This window comes from Paenibacillus sp. FA6 (assembly GCF_051550225.1).
Classification (GTDB): domain Bacteria; phylum Bacillota; class Bacilli; order Paenibacillales; family Paenibacillaceae; genus Paenibacillus_AQ.
Genome location: NZ_CP188820.1, coordinates 3,244,110 through 3,264,905 on the forward strand (window position 1 = coordinate 3,244,110; position 20,796 = coordinate 3,264,905).

Sequence of the window (20,796 nt, forward strand, 5' to 3'; positions counted from 1 at the left end):
CTCCCTTTATGTTCGTGAAGTTTTCTTAACGAGCTGAAGACCTCCGAAGTGGAGCCAACTGAAAAGAATCTACACACATTGATGTAGAATGCCGCTACGGTAACGGATTATCCTTACGATCGCTGTTGCCCTCTGATTTCTTGATTTCATTCCGCTTATAGCGGTTGAAATTTATTTTTCAAGTTCTGTTATTTAAAAATCATCAACTTTTTTTCTTACCTTCCTTCGAAGCTTAAAGCCAAAGCTATTAGTATACACCTCATTTTTTGTCATTAGTTTATATGCGTCAAGCAGGGTTGAAGTTCGCATTAAAATGTAGATACCAATGGCAACCAATCCAATACAGACTGGGTAATAAGGCACTAAAAATTCGGAAGTAATAAACTTTCTTTCTATTCCAAAGGCTAAGAGTCCCGCAACAAATAAACCGAGGCCTACTAAATGAATCACAACATATCTTTTTTTCATCACATCGTATCTTACTGTCAACTCTTTAAGGTATTTTTCATCAAACAGCAGAGACTCAGTCTTGAGTATTTTATATTGATCTTCTTCTAAATATGATGTTGATACAAACATCCCAATTCCGAATGTAGCAAGAATGATGGTTGGGATAATATAAATCACTGGATCTTGTTTAAATATGAAATAGGGCATAAAGGATAAAGCAATCAGGAAAAATCCTAATGCCATATACTTAGATACCTTATGTATAGACAATAAATATCCTTCAGCCAATTCTTTACTAACGTAATATCCCGCCTCCTTATCATTGCTCGGTTCAGCAGAATCCTTTAACAGATAATCCATCGAAACCCCAAAAATATTTCCAATCATAAGAAGTTTTTCTGTTTCGGGATATCCTTGACCATTTTCCCATTTACTAATTGCCTGTCTTGTCGTGTTTATTTTTTCGGCTAAACCCTCTTGAGAAAGTCCCTTTTCTTTTCTTAATTGAAATAACTTTTCACCAAATGTCATTTGTACGAACTCCTTTATTTGCTAACTATAGTATGATAATATCAACGATTCCACACTATTTTCTATTTATTTTTTTCTTAGTTGAGATGCACCGTATATAATTGCAAAAAGGACGAAGCCTATAATAACGAGTATATTCGTCAGTGGATCGCTAATTCTCGGTATTGAATTCTGGAACACTTTTAAAAGAACTAATAATCCTATGGCAAAAATAATTCCGGCAAATGTTACTTTTTTCATTATTTCATTCCTCCTAGATTTCGTTTAAACGAAGTATATTGTAATATATCAACATTCATCAAATGTCACTTTTATGAATCCCCTTTCTTATTACTATCTATATTTTAGGGAAACATTGCCCTCGGTTCTACCATATGGGAGATGCACTTTGTCAACTTACGGTTGCAATGATGTTATACAGTGTATTTTGTATGAAAATTACCCATCCAACCTATATATTGAACTCACAGGAGAAATTCATTGTAAATCATTAATTTTTTTTACATTCATTCTTCATCATCCTCAATCCACACGATTATCCAGATACCCCACAAAAATAAAGGTCCCTCCAAATGGAGGGACCTTCTATATTTTCTGAGTAACCTAAAGTTAAACCGTAAATCGTGACAAAGTCTCTTTCAGTTCGGTCGAGACATTCTCCAATTTACCGGATAACTGTACCAATTGATTACCGATACTTTGTTGTTCATTACTGAGTGATGCAACTTCTTCTGAAGTTGCAGATGACTCCTCAGCAACAGCACTTACATTTGACATCGCATCTGACAAGATGGATTGGGTCTGGCTCAATCCTTCAATCGACTGTGTTACCGAATCTAATCGCTGAATGAAATCACCCATTTGCCCTTGTACGGATACGAAGATATCATTTGTTTCCTTTACAGCTGTCATCTGATGTTGAAATAACGGATATGCTTCTGAAAGCGCATCTACTGTTTCATTCATTTCACCCATGATTCGATCCGTAATTTGACCTACCATATCAATAGACTTCCTCGATTGATCTGCCAATTGCCGAATTTCATCAGCAACTACCATAAAGCCTTTTCCCGCAGCACCAGCACGTGCCGCTTCAATTGTTGCGTTCAATGATAGGATATTCGTCTGCTTCGTAACGTTTTGCAATACTTCAAGCACCTTATTAACAGACATGGTTGTTTCCTTAAGACCATCCACTTTCTTCATTAAGGAACCAACCATATTCTCAGTCTGATGCGTCTGATCCAATAGGTCGTTCAGTTGACTCGTACCTAACTCACTGGAATTTTCAACATCACGAGCAGCTTTGCCCATTTCATTGTTTGCACTAATTACCGTTTGCATTTGCTGAGAAATATGCTCTGTTAGCTCATTACCCCGCTCTGCTTCTGTTGCAAGACTACTAGCTCCATTAGCAATCTCCTCCGTTGCAACAGCAATCTCACGAGCGGAAAGAGCCGTTTTATTGGATGCGTCTGATAATTCACTTGCTGTATCCAGAACATCCTGCGCCGTATTATTCGTCTGATTCACTAAGTTGGTAATCTGCTCCATCATCACGTTAAAGCTTCCGGAGAGTTCTCCAATTTCATCATTCGATACATGTTTTGAGCGAACTCGAAGATCCCCCTTCGACCCTTCAATTAATAGGTTCCTCAGGTTAACAAGCGGACGAGCAATCATGCGGACCAACAACAATCCGATCAGAACAGCAAGAACAGCAACGGATATTGCCGAAATGATTGTAAAGGTAAGGATCCCCCTAGCATCCTTTACTAGCTCTGAAGTAGGAATAGCTCCTATAACCTTCCAATCCGTTGTTTTAAGTGTATTATACACAGCTAGAACCTCGGTACCACCCTCATCTGTAGCATTCAGATCATTGGATAGCTCTTCTTGATCGGCCATAAACGTAAACTCCGTCTGGTTGCCAGCCTCCCCAACCACACTTGAAGCAACAACTTGACCATCACTAGTATCTATCTCTAACTTGCTACCAGTACCCAAATTAACGCCTCTCAATTGTTCTTCTAGTACATCCTGTTTAAATTCCATCACAAGTACAAATGTTTTGGACATACCTGTCAAACTTTTAAGCGAACGTACAAATTTAAAGGTAGGTTCTCCTTGCACACCTGCTTCTGTTGGAACCCACATGGTCCCGTTCTTATCTTTTATTAATCCGAACCAAGGCTGTGAACGTACCGTTTCCATATCCGTGGAAATATTTCCGCTTGTAATCGGTCTCATTTCAGCATCGGGCGGAACAATAAAAATTCCATTGATCGCACTATTTGTATTAACTTGACTCGTCAATTTCCCGTTAATCTTATCAGTAGCCACAAATAAATCATAATCTGAAATGTCTGATTCTGTTAAGCCTCCGATAAGTTGTTGCATTTCAGTATCAAAAAATAATTGCATTGAGACATCTTCAAATTGTTTTAAAATAATATCAAGTTTCTCGGATGTTTGAATAATCGTCTGTTTATTAGCATTAGCCGCAGTATTCTCAATGGTATTCTTGGCCTTTATGTATGACATAATTCCTACAAGTAAAACAAATGCAACAATTGCTGTGAAAAATATCAGGAATAACTTGACCCCGACTGATCTAGACGGATTAAATTTCCTTATTTGTTTCCATACTTTATTATAATCTTTCGATTCACTTGAATTATTATCCTTTTTCAGATTCTCATTAGTCTCCTCTCCAGTCTGTGTTCTTTCCCCTATGAATTTCCGAATTACATTTTTCCTCTTCCTATTATCCTTACTCATATATCTTCACCTACCAGTAAATTATGCATAACGTATCACATATAATGAAAGCGCTATGTTTGCTAATATAGTAGTAATTCGACAATATATTCAATTATCCTCTTCCAATAAAAAAAGAATTAAAAAGAGCGGTTTTTGTCGAAAAAAAACTGACGAATGTTTCATCGTCAGTTCATTTAATATGTTATTATCTCTTAATTCGCATCATATCATAATAACTAATAGGCTGATCAACCTTCAAAGTAATACGCTGTAATGGATGACGTGCTGCATCTAACTCGTTACCATCCTCATCCCAAATCTTATCCACTAATTGTTTGAAGAATCTTCCGCCGGGTCCAAAGAACTCTATCTCTTGTCCAGGCTTGAAATGATTTCGTTGTTGAATAACAGCCATGCCATTCTCCGCATTATATTCTAGCACTAAGCCTGCAAAGTCATACGGTGTAGCCTTCTCTTCTGGTTCATAGATATGATCTTCGTGATCAGGAGTATCATAGAAAAAACCAGTATTCAACGGACGATTTGCCGCTTTGTTAATCTCCTCCACCCATTCAGGCTTCAGCACATAATGTTCCGGGTCTGCCATGTAAGAATCGATAGCTTGACGATAAGCACTCACTACAGTAGCTACATAATGCAATGATTTCATTCGTCCTTCAATTTTGAAACTGTCAATCCCAACCTCGATGAGTTCAGGTATGCTCTCAAGCATACATAGATCTTTAGATCCCATGGTGAAGGCATTATCTTCCGGTTGGAACAACGGAAGCTGAGTTACATTAGGTTTCATTGATCCTAAGCTTGCTTGATCCTCGATATTCTCTTCTGATACCCAACTTTCATTCGCGGGCGCATCTTCGAATAAATCATAACTCCAACGACATGACTGACAGCAACCCCCACGATTGGAATCTCGGTCAGTGAAGTGATTCGAGAGGACGCAACGTCCAGAATAAGATGAACACATAGCACCATGGATAAACGCTTCAATTTCAATATCCACATGCTCTTTAATTTCAGCTATCTCCTTCAGGCTAACTTCGCGACCTAATACAACCCGTGGTAGCCCCTCTTCCTTCCAAAACTTCACTGCTTGCCAATTCAGTGTTGACTGCTGCGTACTTAAATGTACTTCTATTTCTGGTACAATCCTCTGTGCAATTTCAATAATAGCTGGATCAGCTGTAATAATGGCTGCAATACCAGCTTCATGAAGCTTATGCAAATAGTGTTCAATGCCCTCTAAATCCTCATTATGTGCATAAATATTAGTGGCAACAAACACCTTAGCGCCATATTTCCGAGCAAATTCCACACCTTCACGCATTTCTTCAAAACTGAAGTTGTCCGCATTCGACCGTAAACCATATTTTTGTCCACCAATATAGACAGCATCCGCTCCGTAATGAATTGCAAACTTCAACTTCTCTAAATTACCTGCTGGTGCCAAAAGCTCTGGTTTATCTAGACGGCTTCGCTTGCCTTTATACATAGGTTGAGTCTTGACTTCCATTGTCTGTACCACCTCACATGTGACTTTAATCAATATACTTGTTCTTTATAAAAGAATCCGAACGTCAACTCCCGATCTGGATCTTGACTCTTACGAATATTGTCCATAGATTGCTCTTGGAATTTATAACTTTCTGGATCGGCTACATACTCATCAATCACTTGTCTGAATGTTCTCACAACCGTCTCGTTATAAGCCAAAGGCTTTAGCAACCCTTCAATTTTAAAACTATTCACACCCGCTTCGATAAGCAAATGTAAATCCTCCAGTATACAGATGTCATCCGAACTCATAATATGTGTTCCGTTCACATCTTCATAAATAGGATACTTCTCACCAGGACGCTCTGCTTCTAAAAGAAACAGCCCACGTTCTTTACCTAGGCTACCACCGTCAGTTGGCCTGCCTTGATGCAACATATAGCTACCAACTAAGCTCCGCTTAGAATGATAAATATTTGTCATTCCGTGCACCTGAACCTGTGACTCCATGTCCAAATGACCTTTCATTCCTGTCATTTCATCCATATTGAGCTCTCTAGCAAATACTGCTCGAGTCGCGCCTCTACGTCCCCAGTAGTTCGCTGTTGCATAATTGGTTGTTGTCATCTCTGCATTCCAATGAAGCTTTAACTGGGGTGCGTTCTCTTGAATAGCGAACAATACAGCCGGATCATTAAATTCGACGGCATCCACACCCGCCTCACCCAATGCCTTAACATACTCAGTTAAAGAGTCTATGATATCATTTGTTATCAGATTATGCAGACTTACATATACACTGACTTGACGAGCGTGTGCCTGCTTTACAGCCTCTTGAATTTCTTCTATCGAGAAACTACCTGCGAGTCTCATCCCGAAAGTATCGTTTCCTATCAATAGAGCATCGGCTCCTGCATTTATTAAAGGGGTTATTTCTTCCAAAGATCCTGCAGTTACCAGAAGTTCTGGTTTGTTAACCATATTTTGCACCTCTTTTATTGTGACATACTCTTACTTTTTTCAATATTACTTAAATGTTCTTTATATGTTGTAGCAAATAAGTGTTCTTGTGATCCATCTTTCTTGGTCACATAGAAGAAATACTCGGAAGATTCCGGATGAAGTGCTGCTTCAATTGAAGCAAGACTTGGATTGCAAATAGGTCCTGGTGGAAGTCCTTCAATTAAATACGTATTATAGGGGCTTTTAACCTCTAAATCTTTATAATAAAGACGTTCTTTCGGTTGATCTAGGGCATATTGAACAGTCGCATCGATCTCCAACTTCTGTCCTTTATCCAAGCGATTGTAGATAACACCCGCAACGAGTGAGCGTTCATGATCCGCAACAACTTCACGTTCCACAAGAGAAGCAATCGTTAACAGTTCATGCAACGTCAAGCCTCTTTCCTTAAGATCTTGTTCCAAGTTATTTATAGTATTCAGCTTTTTCAGCAGTTGAGTTGTCATTGTCTTAATAATATCTGCTTCCGTGATCCCTTTTTTTAACTCATAGGTCTCCGGAAAAAGATATCCTTCTAATGCATGCTTCATTTCTGGGTTTGTCGAGATAGTATCTATAAATGCTGCATCAGCACTTGAAGACTGGTTAGCAAGCTTTAATAATGCTTCCCCATCTATAATTCCCTCTTTATCAAGCTTGTCCGCCAACTGTTCAACGGTATAACCTTCAGGTATTGTGAATCGAACCATCTCTTCCTTCACCACATCACCATTGTTGAACATCGCTATCAAATCATCATTTGAAGTTCCCGGGGTGATAACGTAATTCCCAGCTTGAAACCGACTTCCCTGCTCTTTCCATTTCAAATATGCAATAAATATCAAATCGTTCTTAATCAACGCTTTCTCTTGTAATAATCCAGCAATTTTGATTGTACCCATTCCACGCTCAATGGTAAATTCCACAAGTTCATCAGATTTCTTAACAGGTTGCATGCCATTCCAAATAAATATCGCCGCTCCACCTACGGCTAAAACTAGTAGCATAAAAATAATTCCAATGACTTTAGTTCTAGCTTTCAAAGAAATCTCAGTCCCTTCACAGCCAAAAAGAGCGGACTAATCCGCCCTCTCGGCACTTCATATTGAATTAAGTTATCACTAACATTCTAATAGTACTAAGAAGTTCTAAACATCGATATCATGTGGGAAAGTCATCTCATCATACAGCTCTGCGATGTTCTCCCATTCTTCATCGTCATCAATGGTAACAAGCTCTAATTCCCCTTCTGCAGAAGTGACCACTCTAAGAATGTCGTATTCATCGCGATCCTCATCAACGTTTAGCAGAACAGCATAGCTTTGATCACCAACAACAAATTCAGCTGTTAGATCAAATACGGAAGTTGTACCGTCTTCATCTTCCAACTCAATCGTTGGGCCGAAAGTTTCCTTCAATCGATTACTCCAATTAGCCTGATGATTAGAGATTTCACTCATCGTATTATTCTCCTCCGTCGAGTTCAGCAACAAGCGTATTAAATGTTTCTTCAACGATTGCCCATTCCTCGTCATTATCGATCATATATAACTTGATATCGTCCCCATCTTCGTCTTCTTCATAGCGAAACGCATAAACTTCATCCGTATCTTCATCCTCGGAATCCATGGGTACAACCATCATATACTTCGCATCAGAACCATCCACTTCGAATTTCATGATGACCTCAAACTCTTCTTCATTTCCCTCATCATCAGGAATATAGATAATTTCCGGTTCATCTACGATATTAATATTGTCATTAGCCATTTATATCACCCTCACCTTATACTCTTAGAATCCAAATAGTTTTGCAAAATCAAACTGGCTGCCATCTTATCAACGACCTGTTTACGCTTCTTCCGACTAACATTGGCTTCAATTAACGTCCGTTCTGCAGAAACTGTAGTTAACCTCTCATCCCATAAATGAACGGGCAATTTGGTAATTTCCTTTAATTGATCTGCGAAAGCTATACAGATATCAGCTCGGAAACCTATTGTCCCATCCATATTCTTGGGTAAACCAACGACAATCTCAGCAATCTCATACTCACGGACCAGAACAACAATTCGCTCAAATTCAGCACCTTCACGACGACGTTCTATAACTTCAAGCCCCTGACCAGTCCAACCAAACATATCGCTAACTGCCACTCCAATTCTGCGATCCCCATAATCCAATCCCATGATTCTCATCAAGTTCTCCTAACGGTGATTGGCTAAATAAAACCGAACCAACTCTTCAATCAATTCATCACGTTCTTTCTTTCTAACCAGGCTCCTTGCATTGTTATGACGCGGTATATACGCAGGGTCTCCGGATAAAAGATATCCTACAATCTGGTTGATTGGATGATATTCCTTTTCTACCAACGCATCGTATACCGTTAGAAGAATCTCCTTCGAAGAAGCCTCCAACTCATCGCCATTCACATTGAATTTGACTGTCATATCCATCGAATCCATTCACACACCTCGCTTCTTAAAAACATGTCTAGGCATATTTTAGCGAACAACCTTTTGAATATTTGTATCTTTCTCTATCATAACATATTCATTACAGTGTAAGGAAATCCATAGATGAAAAAAAGGTGACTTTTTAAAATGATATCAAAGTATTGGTTTCACCCTAATTTAGTTTTTAACACTTTGACCCACTAGCTCATTAGCCAATCTTAAAGCTTCATCCAGTTTTCCCGCATCCTTACCCCCTGCTTGAGCCATATCAGGACGACCGCCACCGCCACCACCACAAACAGCAGCAACCTCTTTTACCAACTTACCTGCATGAAGACCTAACTTCACTAAAGCTTGAGGTACTGATACGACAAAGTTTACTTTATCATCCATCGTTGCGCCAAGCACTAACACGGCATTCGGAAGTTTTCCCTTTAACTCGTCAGCAAGCGATCTAAGTGTATCCATACTTCCTGCATTGACACGAACAGCTAGAAGATCTACCCCATTCACAGATATCACTTGGTCACTGAGTTCGCCTGCTTCAATGATACTTAGCTTACTTTGCAGAGATTCATTCTCCCGACCTAACTCTTTAAGCTGAACATGCATAGCATCAATACGTTTAGGAACATCATGTAGATTAGATTTGAGCAACTCTGCTGATTGTTTCAGAATATCAAGTTGTCCATCCATATACTGATAAGCCAATCGTCCTGTAACAGCTTCAATCCGTCTTACCCCTGATCCAATCCCACTTTCACTTACTAATTTGAAAATACCGATCTGTGACGTATTATTCACATGACAGCCTCCGCAAAGTTCAAGACTGTACTCTCCAACTTGTACAACTCTTACAATATCACCATATTTCTCACCGAAAAGAGCCATAGCACCTGAAGCCTTCGCCTCATCAATTGATTTGAACTCAATATGCACATCAAGGGCATTCCAAATTTGTTCATTGACGCGACGCTCAATATCAATAAGCTCTTCTTGCGATATGCTACCGAAATGGGAGAAGTCAAAACGTAATCGTTGTGTGTCCACTAAGGAACCCGCTTGGTTTACATGAGACCCTAGCACTTCTTTTAGCGCTTTATGCAGTAAATGAGTTGCCGTATGGTTCTTCACAATGTCCGAACGTTGCTCACGATTAACCTCTGCCTTGAGTGTTTCACCCACTCTTAGTTCTCCATCTTCAACTAGCACACGATGAACATGTTGACCTAATGGCGCTTTAAACATTCCTTCTACTTTGGCAGTGCTCTTTGCTCCACGTAACAGTCCCTGATCGCTGATCTGACCGCCACTTTCCGCATAGAATGGTGTAATATCAAGTATAACCTGACATGCTTCCCCAGCTGATACACGATCTACTAAGGCACCGTTAACGATGATTGCCATTATTTCAGACTCCGTTTGGGAGTCATTATATCCAACAAATTCACTTTTAATCGTTAGATCTCCAAGAATACCACCTTGAATTTGCATACTGCCACTATCATGTCTTGCGGCACGTGCACGTGTACGTTGCTCTTGCATCGAAGCATCAAATCCCTCTCGATCCACACTTAATCCATGCTCTATAGCATAATCTTCCGTCAGATCGAACGGAAATCCATAAGTATCATAAAGTTTGAATGCATCCGCACCACTAATAACAGTCCGTCCTTCTTTCAGCGCTTGATTACTAAGTCCCTCTAGAATAGATAAGCCATCAGATAAAGTCTCATGGAAACGCTCTTCTTCTGTAAAAATAACCTTGGCGATAAATTCCTGCTTCTCAACGACTTCAGGGTAATAACCACCCATGACATCCCCAATAGTTTCCGTTAATGTATATAGAAATGGCGTATCCAGACCTAACACTTTTCCATAACGAACTGCACGACGAAGCAGACGACGAATCACATAACCTCGACCTTCATTCGAAGGTAAAACACCATCAGCAACAGCAAATGAAACGGTACGAACATGGTCAGCGATAACTTTAAGAGCTATATCCTGCTCCACACTGTCATTGTATTTCACTTTCGCTAAAGCTGCAGTCTGTTGAATGATAGGCTGAAATAAATCCGTATCAAAGTTAGAATCTACATCTTGAAGAATGGATGCAAAACGCTCTAGACCTGCACCAGTATCAATATTCTTGTTCGGAAGTGGCGTATAGCTACCATCTTTATTATGATTAAATTGTGAGAAGACCAGATTCCAAACTTCCAAATAGCGTTCATTCTCTCCACCAGGGTACATCTCAGGATCTGACATACCATTTCCGTAAGCTTCTCCTCGATCGTAGAAGATTTCAGTACAAGGACCACATGGACCTTCGCCAATATCCCAGAAGTTATCCTCTAACTTCACAATCTGATTCTCAGAAAGACCAATTTTCTCATGCCATAACTTATAAGCTTCTTCATCCTCGGGATACACAGTTACTGACAAGCGTTCTGGATCAAATCCGATCCATTTCTTATCTGTTAGAAATTCCCATGCCCACGTAATAACTTCTTCTTTAAAGTAGTCACCAATCGAAAAGTTACCTAGCATTTCAAAAAAGGTATGGTGTCTACGTGTCTTACCGACATTCTCGATGTCATTCGTCCGAATACATTTTTGAGAATTAGCAATTCGTGGATTATCCGGTTTCTCACGTCCATCGAAGTATGATTTCAGAGGTGCCATTCCTGCATTGATCCACAAAAGGGATGGATCATTATGAGGAACGAGTGGCGCACTGGGCTCAATCTTATGTCCTTTTTCTGCAAAAAAGTCTAGCCATTTAGAACGAATCTCACTTGCTTTCATATCAAACGCCTCCATTATATATGTCTATGATATCCATGCTTTTAAACACAAAAAACGCCCCTGAATATTCAGGGACGATTAGCTCGCGGTACCACCCTGGTTATCGCCTTCGTACAACTCAGTTTCATAACTGCTTGTCCATGACTTGCGATCTCCTTTGTTACGGCTGCTAACGGGGTCCACCCGGTGAATTTGTCTCACACTCCGAAATTAGCTTTCCGACAGGTACACTTTCAGACTCTCTCAGCCTTCATGACTATCCATCATAAAGGAGTCTGTTCTCTGGGCAAGGTACACCATCGTACTTCATTTCATCACCGATTTGTCCATTTAATTGCATATTATCAGTCAAGTATATAGAGGTCCTAAGCTTCTGTCAATTCAGCGTCACACCGTCTTTCGCTTAATATAATACGTGAAGAGATGCTGGATGATCACTTTAAGAACAGCTAAAAAAGGAACCGCAATAATAAGTCCGACAATTCCAGCCATTTCTCCTCCTACCAATAGTGCAAATATAATAAGTACAGGATGTAAATGTAGCTTTCTTCCCACAATTTGCGGGGAGATCACATTGCTCTCCATCATTTGGCACAACGTATTGACCACAATCACCAGCAGTACCATTTTGATGGATACTGTAGATGCCATTACAACCGCCGGTGCTGCTCCTAGAAAGGGTCCAAGATAAGGAACCACATTGAATACCGCGACTACACTTGCAAGCAATAAGGCATAGGGCATACCGATAATCATGTAACCGATGTAAGCCATCACGCCAATAATAAGACAGACCATGAATTGACCGCGGACATAACTACCTAGCGCGCTATCGATTTCTTTTAACACAACGACAATTGTCTTTCTACCTGATCGCGGTAAATAGGATACAACCATCCTTTCAAACACATCGAAATCCTTTAAAATGTAAAATATCAGAAAAGGTATAATAAATATGTTGAGTACCACATTAATCGTACTTCCAATATTGTTCATAAAGTCGGAAATCCCATGTGCCAATCGATCTTCCCACTGAAAGAACCAATCCATAACACCAGCTCTAACGCCAGAGGGGAGAAGATTAGAATCTAAATTGGTCACAAAACTTTGGGCATGCATAGTCATCTCTGGCAAATGTTCATTCAATTCATCCAATTGCTCCATAAACATAGGAATCATATTCATCAGAATGACCACTAGGCAGGATATGAACACTGCATAAATTAATAACACCGCGATTAATCGTGGTACTTTACGATCCTGAAGCATACATACGACCGGATTAAGAACATATGAGATGATCATGGCTACCACAAATGGAGCAAGAATTACTTTGAGGAATTGATATGCGTGGATAAATAGCGGACGAAGTAGCCATATGAAATACACGATAATCAAACCGAGTAACACCCAAATCATCAATCGAAACCACTTATTGTGAGACATCGATTCCAAGTAATTCTCCTCCTTTCGGGCTGGACTAGCTTTGATAATAGTATATGTATAGAACTAGAAGAATAACCTACTTCGTAAGAACAACTTCTCTAAATTCAGATGAGTCATTCTAAACAATCTGAAACATATACTTTCTTATACTTCAAAAAACACCCCCAACCCAATGCCCATGTACAGGCAATGAATTAGAGGTGTTGATAGTACTTGCTTCATCGAATCTTAAGAAGACACATGAACATGCGGGAAGTCCTGAGCGATTTCCTCACCGAAGAATAAATCGTCCAACGAACTCAATGTTCCATCTTCCTCTACTTGATAAACGGACATCTTCTCTCCGTTAACCGTCAATTCGATGAAACAGCCCCAGCAATAAAACTGGTGGGATCCAATCTTTCCAATATCTTTCGAATTGCAATTTGGACATTTCATTTATTTAATCACCTATCCGTTTACAGAATGAATAGCGTTATCCAAACACTCCTCACTCATTGGAGGAACTACCACAGAGTTTTCCCCAATGACCATATCGGAAGTACAAGGTAGCCACTTTCGGCCTTCAATGATATCCGTGACGAAACCATCACTTATTTCCAGACCTATTATTGTATTGCCCATTTTCTGATCAAAGTAAACATCCGAGATACGTCCAAGCATGAGACCATCTTCCGTTAGGACAGGTAAATCGCATAGTTTTTTCTTTCCCAGAGAATAGGTGAACTGTATATTGTCGACTTTCATCTTACGAATCGCCTGTTGATTACGAATCATAACGGCATCCTCACCATATGCGATGATGTCGTCCCAAGCGATCGTCTTTAACATGTTGGAGAACAATGCTTTACGTTCAAGTTCAAGTCCAAGAATGGTCCAATTATGACCGATCATGAAGTCATGAATTTTCCCCATCTTCTTACCTTCCTCTATATCAAACACAGGAAGTCCTATCATTTCTTGAAGCTTCAAGGCAAGAACCCCCTTACCGTCACCGTCCATCATACCTCCATGTCCGTCGTCAGAAAGTCGCCTATGTTCTGTTACGTACACGATGTAGAATGGTTCCAATCATTTGGGCGGTTTGTTCCATCTCTTCAGTAGTATTACCCAAACCAAAGCTAAAACGAATCGCTGAACGCATAATAGACTCAGAAAGTTTCATAGCTCCAAGAACATGCGATAATTCCAATGAACCTGAAGTACATGCCGAGCCACTGGCTACTGCAATCCCCCCCATATCCATACCCATAAGTAGCGTTTCTGAATCCAGTTCAGGAAAGCTAATATTGAGTATATGAGGCAGAAATTCCGTAGGATGACCATTCACAATGAATGAATCACTCCCTATTACCCGCTCTAATGCCAAGAGCAATGTACTTCTGAGTAGTAAATAGTAGTCTTTTCTTTCTTCACAGCGGTCTGAAACAAGCTCGATAGCTTTCGTGAATCCTACAATACCTGCAATATTCTCTGTTCCTGCACGACGCTTCTTCTCTTGGAGACCTCCATGCAACTGAGCATTCAGCTGGATACTGCGACGAATATAAAGAGCACCCACCCCCTGTGGTCCATTGATCTTGTGAGCAGAAAAACTCATTAGATCCACAGGTAAATCTGCACATGAGATTGGAAGTACTCCCAGCGCCTGCACAGCATCCACATGGAACAGGATACCTCGACTTTGTGCGAGCAAGCCTATCTCTTCGATAGGCTGGATTGTGCCTACTTCATTGTTCCCATACATAATACTGATGAGTATCGTTTCATCAGTTATCGCTTCCACAACATCTTGAATCTGGATTCGACCAGTTGAATCCACTGGTAGATATGTAATCTTGAATCCCTGACGCTCCAATTCAGTGCATGAATGCAAAATCGCATGGTGCTCGATCGAAGATGTAATGATATGTCTGCCTTTATGGCTTACTAATGAAGATGCCCCAAACAAGGCTAAATTATCACTTTCTGTACCACCACTTGTAAATATGAGTTCATCTGGGTAGCATCCCAACAGACGACTCGCCTGATCTCTTGCTCCATTCAATGTCCGCTTCGCATCTCTGCCGAATAAATGAACGCTTGATGCATTACCATAATGTTCGGTCATCATATTCATCATGACCTGTGCTACATCTGGATGTATAGGTGTAGATGCAGCATGATCTAAATAAATCGAATTCATAGTGTCGCCACCGCCTATTAAATATAAAACATATAATTATCAGAAGTACTTTTCTCTTCAAAGGAAATAAGGTCTGCCAACGTTGTAGAATCTAACGCTTGAGCAATACCATCTCGAATTCGAAGCCACAAATCTCTCTTCGCTGGATCATCCTCTTCCGTGAAATCAACTGGTGAGATTGGACCTTCAAGTACACGAATAACATCACCTGCAGTTACTGATGACGGTTCTCCAAATAAAATGTATCCTCCATACGCACCTCGAACACTTTTAACTAATCCAGCATTACGAAGCGGTGCAATCAACTGTTCCAAATAATGCTCCGACAATTGATTCTTCTCAGCAATACTCTTCAACGAAGTAGGTCCTTCTCCAAACTTTAAAGCAAGCTCCATCATAATCGTTAAACCATAACGTCCTTTTGTTGAAATTTTCATGTATGGCACCTCTTTCTATTATTTTAAATTTATTGTATGATTATTTATTGTTTATTTCGATACATTCCTATCTATTCCGATCATTACCCTATGCTTATATTAACATATTCAGTTCGTATATGGAAAACAAACTATTACAAATGATTGAATTGCCCGTGCTGCGTGGACATATTCGTGTGTGTGGCATCTTCATGAATATGTTAAACTACAATAAGTACACAATTTCAGTAAAAAGATGGTGATATAGATGTCAAAAGAAAATAGTAACACCCGCGTCGTTGTCGGCATGTCTGGCGGTGTCGATTCATCCGTTACAGCCCTACTTCTCAAACAACAAGGGTATGATGTGATCGGTATTTTCATGAAGAACTGGGATGACACAGATGAACTAGGCAATTGTACGGCAGAAGATGATGCGGAAGACGTACGCCGTGTTTGTGAACAGATCGACATTCCCTACTATACAGTCAATTTTGAGAAGGAGTACTTTGAGAAAGTATTCTCCTATTTCCTAGATGAATATAAGTCCGGAAGAACACCAAATCCTGATGTCATGTGTAATCGTGAGATTAAATTTGGAGAATTCCTGAATAAGGCCCTCAATCTTGGAGCTGATTATGTAGCCACAGGACATTATGCCAGAGTGGTGGAGGAAAATGGATCATATAAATTATTACGCGGTATAGATAGCAATAAGGATCAGACATACTTCCTTAACGCCTTGAATCAGGCTCAATTCTCCAAGGCGATGTTTCCGATAGGACATCTACCTAAACCTGAAGTACGACGCATTGCTGAAGAAGCAGGTTTGTCCACTGCTAAGAAGAAAGATAGTACAGGCGTTTGCTTCATCGGTGAACGTAATTTCAAGGAATTTCTCAGCCAATACCTACCTGCTCAATCTGGAAAGATGGTTGATATTGCTACTGGCGAAGTTAAAGGACAACACGACGGACTTATGTACTATACCTTAGGTCAGCGCCAAGGTCTTGGCATTGGTGGATCAGGTACAGGAGAACCCTGGTTTGTAGCTGATAAGGATCTGGATCATAACATCCTCTACGTAGTGCAAGGAGATAATCACCCTAGCCTGTATTCCACTGGTCTTATTGCAACGGGAGTCAATTGGATTGCCGGACAAGACTCATTGCCCACCGGATCTTTTACGTGTGTAGCCAAATTCCGTTACCGTCAGCCGGACCAAGCGGTAACGCTGAACTGGCTGCCAGATGGAACGGTTCATGTTGTTTTTGATAAGCAACAAAAAGCCATTACTCCAGGACAAGCAGTCGTGTTCTTCCAAGGTGAAGAATGCCTCGGCGGTGGCACCATCGACCAAGTGGATAAAGTCCCTTACATTATTCCTCCACTGAAAGTGAAATAAACCAAGCAGTAGAATAAGTCAAAATGCCCTCTCGTTATAGAACGAGGGGGTATTTCGATTTATAAATAACTATTTCCACAATGACTAACAAGTGTTATTCACGCCGCCGCTCTTGATTCAGCTTAATTTTAGATTCATTCCCCTGTTCGGTCGCTTGATAGAATACTCGACGCGAGATCTCCTTAGGTAAATAATCCTGCTTAACATAATGCCCTGGGAAATCATGTGGGTATTTATATCCCGCATGTCCTAACTTCACAGCACCTTTATAATGAGTGTCTCTCAAATGTAATGGTACTTCTGCTGATCTTATATCGTCCATAGCACTCATTGCCCGCGAAATAGCTATGGTTACCGCATTCGATTTAGGACTTTCAACCGCGAATAATATCGCTTGTGAGATGTTCAACTTCCCCTCCGCCCAGCCATTATTTCGGTAGGCATCTAGCGCACTTACTGCCTGTACCATAGCTTGTGGATTGGCAAGTCCTACATCTTCACTGCATGCCGCAATCAGTCTTCGGATGAATACCATCGGATCCATCCCGAGCTTCTCAACACCATATAGAAACCAGAATATCGCCGCATCACTGGAACCTCGAATACTCTTATGGAAGGCAGATATAATATCATATTGCGTAGATTCGTCCGCCTTCACGATTGGACGTCGGATCGATTCTTCCGCTACTTCAATCGTAACATGTATCGTACCATCATCCTCTGGAGTTGTAGTCAAGACTGCGAGTTCCAGTGCATTAATCGCTCGGCGGATATCTCCATTGGCCATTGTTGCAATATGTTCTAGTGCTTCTTCATCTACATTAAGCTTCATGAAGCCAATCCCTTTATCTGAATCAACTAGTGCTCTTTTCATTGCGATTAGAGAGTGTTCCTTGGTCAACGAATTCAATTGAAAAAGAGTCGATCGACTCATCAGAGCTCCGTTGACGTAATGAAATGGATTCTCCGTTGTAGCCCCAATAAATACAATGGTACCCTTCTCCACCGCAGGTAACAAGGCATCTTGACGAGAGCTATTAAACCGATGCACTTCGTCTAAGAAGAGAATGGTTTTGGTTCCGTATAAAGTCTTGCTAGTATGGGCCTGTTCTATAACCTCGCGTACATCTTTAACCGTGGCTTCTACCGCATTCAGACGTACAAATGTAGCTTTGGTATGATGAGAGATAATATGAGCTAATGTTGTTTTTCCTGATCCAGGAGGACCATACAAAAGAATCGATGAGACTTGATCTGCTTCAATCGCGCGCCGCAGTAGCTTCCCGGGTCCAACAATATGTTCTTGTCCAATATATTCATCCAGATTCACCGGTCGCATCCGATCGGCTAGCAGCCGTGAATCCATATCCGATTCCTGCTGAAACGAGAATAAATCCATTATATTTCCACGTCCTTGTTCACATTCATAGATTAGTAGATTATTCTTCTATCATATCACAATCTGTATAAACATAAGAAAAGTGCCAATCGGCATCCTTGGTTAAGGAGTTTATGTAGTGGGTGGGAAGGGACTGGCTATGGGCTGCATCCGCTATTAAAGTCATGTTCCTTGAATTATTCTCAAAGGATGGAACATGACTTTAAAGGCGGACCGTAAATTTTTCGCTCCATATCCATCCCCTTCTTTTGTTCCACTTTCGAGAGCATTACTACTTCCAGATTTGTTGCTAACCCTTCTTCGATCCGATAGGTGTATCTATGTACTCATTCATAATACTCGGGATACATTTCTCCTCCACAGCAAGTGTATACAATACAACTAAATCCAGTTTGGTGCTAGTATAAATAGTGGACAAAAAGTGATCATTAATGAAGTCCAACCGACACAAATATGACTTTGAGAGCATATAATATCTATTTACACAAAATTCTTGACGCTCCCTTGAACCGAAACTCGTTGTTTGTAATTAATCAACTTTAATTTAAATCTATATTGAACTCCATTTTCCAGCTGAAGAATTCGTTATCATCGTTTTTTTTCATACCCCATGTTAGCATCGAATATATTGCCTTTTTTGCTAATTAATCTTTTTACCGCAACCGTACCCTTCAGTCCCTTCAATTTAAATAAAACTTTCGCCCCTATTGATTCCAGCCTGCAATAAGACCTTAGAATCAGTTCTTCTTGGTTGTAGATATTGCGAATAAAAAGCATCTGCAATTTCTTCATTCTCTGTAATAATCGCTAAAACCGATAAACCGACCTTACTATTAAGAACCTCTGCTAAATTTTGAATGTTTTTAGTAAACATCTCGTTTAATGGCTTATTCATTTCAAATTCAAATTTTAGATCGGTGGCCATTAAAAATGTGTCTAGAATGTTACTTTTACTTCTTGGTCCATTCTTTTTTTCTGTCACAATAAATCACATCCTCATGCGCTTTTAATAAAACGATACGTATCGTATCGTTTTATTAAAAAAATACTGCTTTAGTAAGTAGTAAGCAAATAATAAAATGTAATATTTTCCAATTGTTATTCATTTCTTGTTTATTATACATCCGGCCCGTTCATCTATCCCCATAATCTTTACAAGGAATAGATAAACTAGAGGCTCGAATAATTTATTTCTAAAGATTACTATCAAATGCTTAATAATTATCGATTGTCTTCGTAACAAGCTCAGTAAGTTCAGCATCGTCCATTAATGAACCATCCCAAACAACAGTCATGCCTGTAATTTTACCTTCATCATTTAATTCTAAAGCTGTGGTACCACGAGGTACTGATGAATTAGCATTTGCCCATTCATAACCGCCACCTTGGTCGCCTCCTACTACATAGCGAATGGTTGTATCAGCACCATATGGTAAATCCTGTGTTGCTTTTTCAAAGAAACGTGCAATCGCTGCTGGTCCTTCGATTTCTGTGCGTAACGTCATATCTTCAAATACGCCATCATATGCGAATAATGCAGCTGCTGCTTCATAGTCATTTGCTGATAATGCGTCATTTAATTGTTTTGAGACATTTCGGATTTTTTCAGATGCATTTTGTTTGATATCTTCACCTAAATCAGCTTGGTATTGTTCTGCAGATGTTTGAGTCTGTCTCAAGTAATCTTGTGACCAAGTGTTACCATCCCAATAGTCAACCCAACGTGTAATTTTACCTTCATCGTTGAATGTAACGGATCCTATCAAACGAATTTCTTCGCCGAATAATTCAGGTGTATCTGTAAATAACACCATGGCGCTATTTTCGTCACCTATAATTTTTGTTGCGTAAGATTTTCCTTCGCCCCAGTTTGGCATATACTCTTCAAACGTTGATTTTAATACGTCATATGTGAATGGCCAACCCAATGTCACATCGTAGTATTCCACACTTTTATCGAAGAATGACATAGTACCTTCAACATCTTGTGTGGACTTAATATTAAAGAATGAATTTAATGTAGCGACTACTTCATTAGAAGCATGCGTTTTATCTGCAATATCTGGAATCACCATTTCTACTTTTTCTTTATTAGTTTCTGCAGCTTTTGTATTTGTGTTTGTCTCAGTTGCTGCCCCTCCATTTGTACTTGAACAACCTGCCATAATAGCTACTGTTACGCCTAATATTACTAATCCTTTTTTCATTTCTAATACACCCCATGCTTTGTATTTTATTTTCCGAAATGTTTATTAATTGTATCTTCAACTTGCTTTAATATACCTTTATATGCTTCTTCATCCAGGTATCCAATATTTCCGAATAGTAAATGGTTCACAGGTTCAATTCCAGTAAAATCCCATATTCCAATGTCAGAAGTGATGTTTCATAATATGTTAGCTCCTTCTAATTAA

General features: G+C 39.8%; 20 protein-coding genes. 1 reads left to right on the forward strand and 19 read right to left on the reverse strand.

The genetic code is table 11. The annotated features are described in order from the left end of the window. Window positions 1-192 precede the first annotated feature (192 nt). The 16 genes from ACP8HI_RS15135 to cymR all read right to left on the reverse strand — a co-directional run bounded on the left by ACP8HI_RS15135 (window position 193) and on the right by cymR (window position 15,599). Window positions 193-981 (reverse strand): helix-turn-helix domain-containing protein, encoded by a 789-nt coding sequence (locus tag ACP8HI_RS15135; protein ID WP_438347054.1) that lies wholly within the window; start codon window positions 979-981, stop codon window positions 193-195. 66 nt (window positions 982-1,047) lie between these two features. Then, window positions 1,048-1,221, reverse strand: coding sequence for a hypothetical protein (locus ACP8HI_RS15140; RefSeq protein WP_438347055.1), 174 nt, complete (start codon window positions 1,219-1,221; stop codon window positions 1,048-1,050). Window positions 1,222-1,590: 369 nt separating this feature from the next. Next, window positions 1,591-3,762: a methyl-accepting chemotaxis protein gene (locus tag ACP8HI_RS15145; RefSeq protein ID WP_438347056.1), complete on the reverse strand. Its 2,172-nt coding sequence runs from the start codon at window positions 3,760-3,762 to the stop codon at window positions 1,591-1,593. Between the two features lie 187 nt (window positions 3,763-3,949). Beyond that, the gene (locus ACP8HI_RS15150) at window positions 3,950-5,278 is read right to left on the reverse strand and encodes a peptidase U32 family protein (RefSeq protein ID WP_438347057.1); all 1,329 of its coding nucleotides are present in this window, start codon (window positions 5,276-5,278) and stop codon (window positions 3,950-3,952) included. 29 nt (window positions 5,279-5,307) lie between these two features. Then, complete coding sequence (locus ACP8HI_RS15155; RefSeq protein ID WP_438347058.1) at window positions 5,308-6,240, reverse strand: peptidase U32 family protein; 933 nt, start codon at window positions 6,238-6,240, stop codon at window positions 5,308-5,310. Window positions 6,241-6,254: 14 nt separating this feature from the next. Then, window positions 6,255-7,304, reverse strand: coding sequence for an endolytic transglycosylase MltG (gene mltG / locus ACP8HI_RS15160; RefSeq protein ID WP_438347059.1), 1,050 nt, complete (start codon window positions 7,302-7,304; stop codon window positions 6,255-6,257). A 105-nt stretch (window positions 7,305-7,409) separates the two neighbouring features. Beyond that, window positions 7,410-7,721, reverse strand: a complete 312-nt coding sequence (locus ACP8HI_RS15165) for a DUF1292 domain-containing protein (RefSeq protein ID WP_438347060.1) — start codon at window positions 7,719-7,721, stop codon at window positions 7,410-7,412. 4 nt (window positions 7,722-7,725) lie between these two features. Beyond that, window positions 7,726-8,031, reverse strand: coding sequence for a DUF1292 domain-containing protein (locus tag ACP8HI_RS15170; RefSeq protein ID WP_438347061.1), 306 nt, complete (start codon window positions 8,029-8,031; stop codon window positions 7,726-7,728). 11 nt (window positions 8,032-8,042) lie between these two features. Then, window positions 8,043-8,459, reverse strand: coding sequence for a Holliday junction resolvase RuvX (ruvX, locus tag ACP8HI_RS15175; protein ID WP_438347062.1), 417 nt, complete (start codon window positions 8,457-8,459; stop codon window positions 8,043-8,045). Window positions 8,460-8,468: 9 nt separating this feature from the next. Next, entirely contained in the window at window positions 8,469-8,729 is a 261-nt protein-coding gene (locus tag ACP8HI_RS15180; protein WP_438347063.1) for an IreB family regulatory phosphoprotein, read from the reverse strand. Window positions 8,730-8,897: 168 nt separating this feature from the next. Continuing rightward, complete coding sequence (gene alaS / locus ACP8HI_RS15185) at window positions 8,898-11,531, reverse strand: alanine--tRNA ligase (protein ID WP_438347064.1); 2,634 nt, start codon at window positions 11,529-11,531, stop codon at window positions 8,898-8,900. Between the two features lie 387 nt (window positions 11,532-11,918). Next, the gene (locus ACP8HI_RS15190) at window positions 11,919-12,977 is read right to left on the reverse strand and encodes an AI-2E family transporter (RefSeq protein WP_438351848.1); all 1,059 of its coding nucleotides are present in this window, start codon (window positions 12,975-12,977) and stop codon (window positions 11,919-11,921) included. A 228-nt stretch (window positions 12,978-13,205) separates the two neighbouring features. Continuing rightward, window positions 13,206-13,415, reverse strand: coding sequence for a hypothetical protein (locus tag ACP8HI_RS15195; RefSeq protein ID WP_438347065.1), 210 nt, complete (start codon window positions 13,413-13,415; stop codon window positions 13,206-13,208). A 12-nt stretch (window positions 13,416-13,427) separates the two neighbouring features. Beyond that, a complete protein-coding gene (locus ACP8HI_RS15200) occupies window positions 13,428-13,949 on the reverse strand; it encodes a PRC-barrel domain-containing protein (protein ID WP_438351849.1) in 522 nt (173 codons plus the stop codon). 61 nt (window positions 13,950-14,010) lie between these two features. Next, a complete protein-coding gene (locus ACP8HI_RS15205) occupies window positions 14,011-15,162 on the reverse strand; it encodes a cysteine desulfurase family protein (RefSeq protein WP_438347066.1) in 1,152 nt (383 codons plus the stop codon). Window positions 15,163-15,179: 17 nt separating this feature from the next. Beyond that, window positions 15,180-15,599 carry a cysteine metabolism transcriptional regulator CymR gene (gene cymR, locus ACP8HI_RS15210; protein WP_438347067.1) on the reverse strand — a complete coding sequence of 140 codons (420 nt, stop codon included), beginning with the start codon at window positions 15,597-15,599 and terminating at the stop codon, window positions 15,180-15,182. A gap of 247 nt (window positions 15,600-15,846) precedes the next feature. On the opposite strand from cymR, the gene mnmA reads away from it, so the two are divergent. After that, window positions 15,847-16,983 (forward strand): tRNA 2-thiouridine(34) synthase MnmA, encoded by a 1,137-nt coding sequence (mnmA, locus tag ACP8HI_RS15215; RefSeq protein ID WP_438347068.1) that lies wholly within the window; start codon window positions 15,847-15,849, stop codon window positions 16,981-16,983. A gap of 94 nt (window positions 16,984-17,077) precedes the next feature. Here the strand turns inward: mnmA and ACP8HI_RS15220 are convergent, their stop codons facing one another. The 3 genes from ACP8HI_RS15220 to ACP8HI_RS15230 form a co-directional block, all read right to left on the reverse strand. Then, window positions 17,078-18,382 (reverse strand): replication-associated recombination protein A, encoded by a 1,305-nt coding sequence (locus tag ACP8HI_RS15220; protein WP_438347069.1) that lies wholly within the window; start codon window positions 18,380-18,382, stop codon window positions 17,078-17,080. A 685-nt stretch (window positions 18,383-19,067) separates the two neighbouring features. Beyond that, window positions 19,068-19,364, reverse strand: coding sequence for a TetR-like C-terminal domain-containing protein (locus ACP8HI_RS15225; protein WP_438347070.1), 297 nt, complete (start codon window positions 19,362-19,364; stop codon window positions 19,068-19,070). A 232-nt stretch (window positions 19,365-19,596) separates the two neighbouring features. Continuing rightward, window positions 19,597-20,589, reverse strand: coding sequence for a nuclear transport factor 2 family protein (locus ACP8HI_RS15230; RefSeq protein ID WP_438347071.1), 993 nt, complete (start codon window positions 20,587-20,589; stop codon window positions 19,597-19,599). Between the last annotated feature and the right edge of the window lie 207 nt (window positions 20,590-20,796).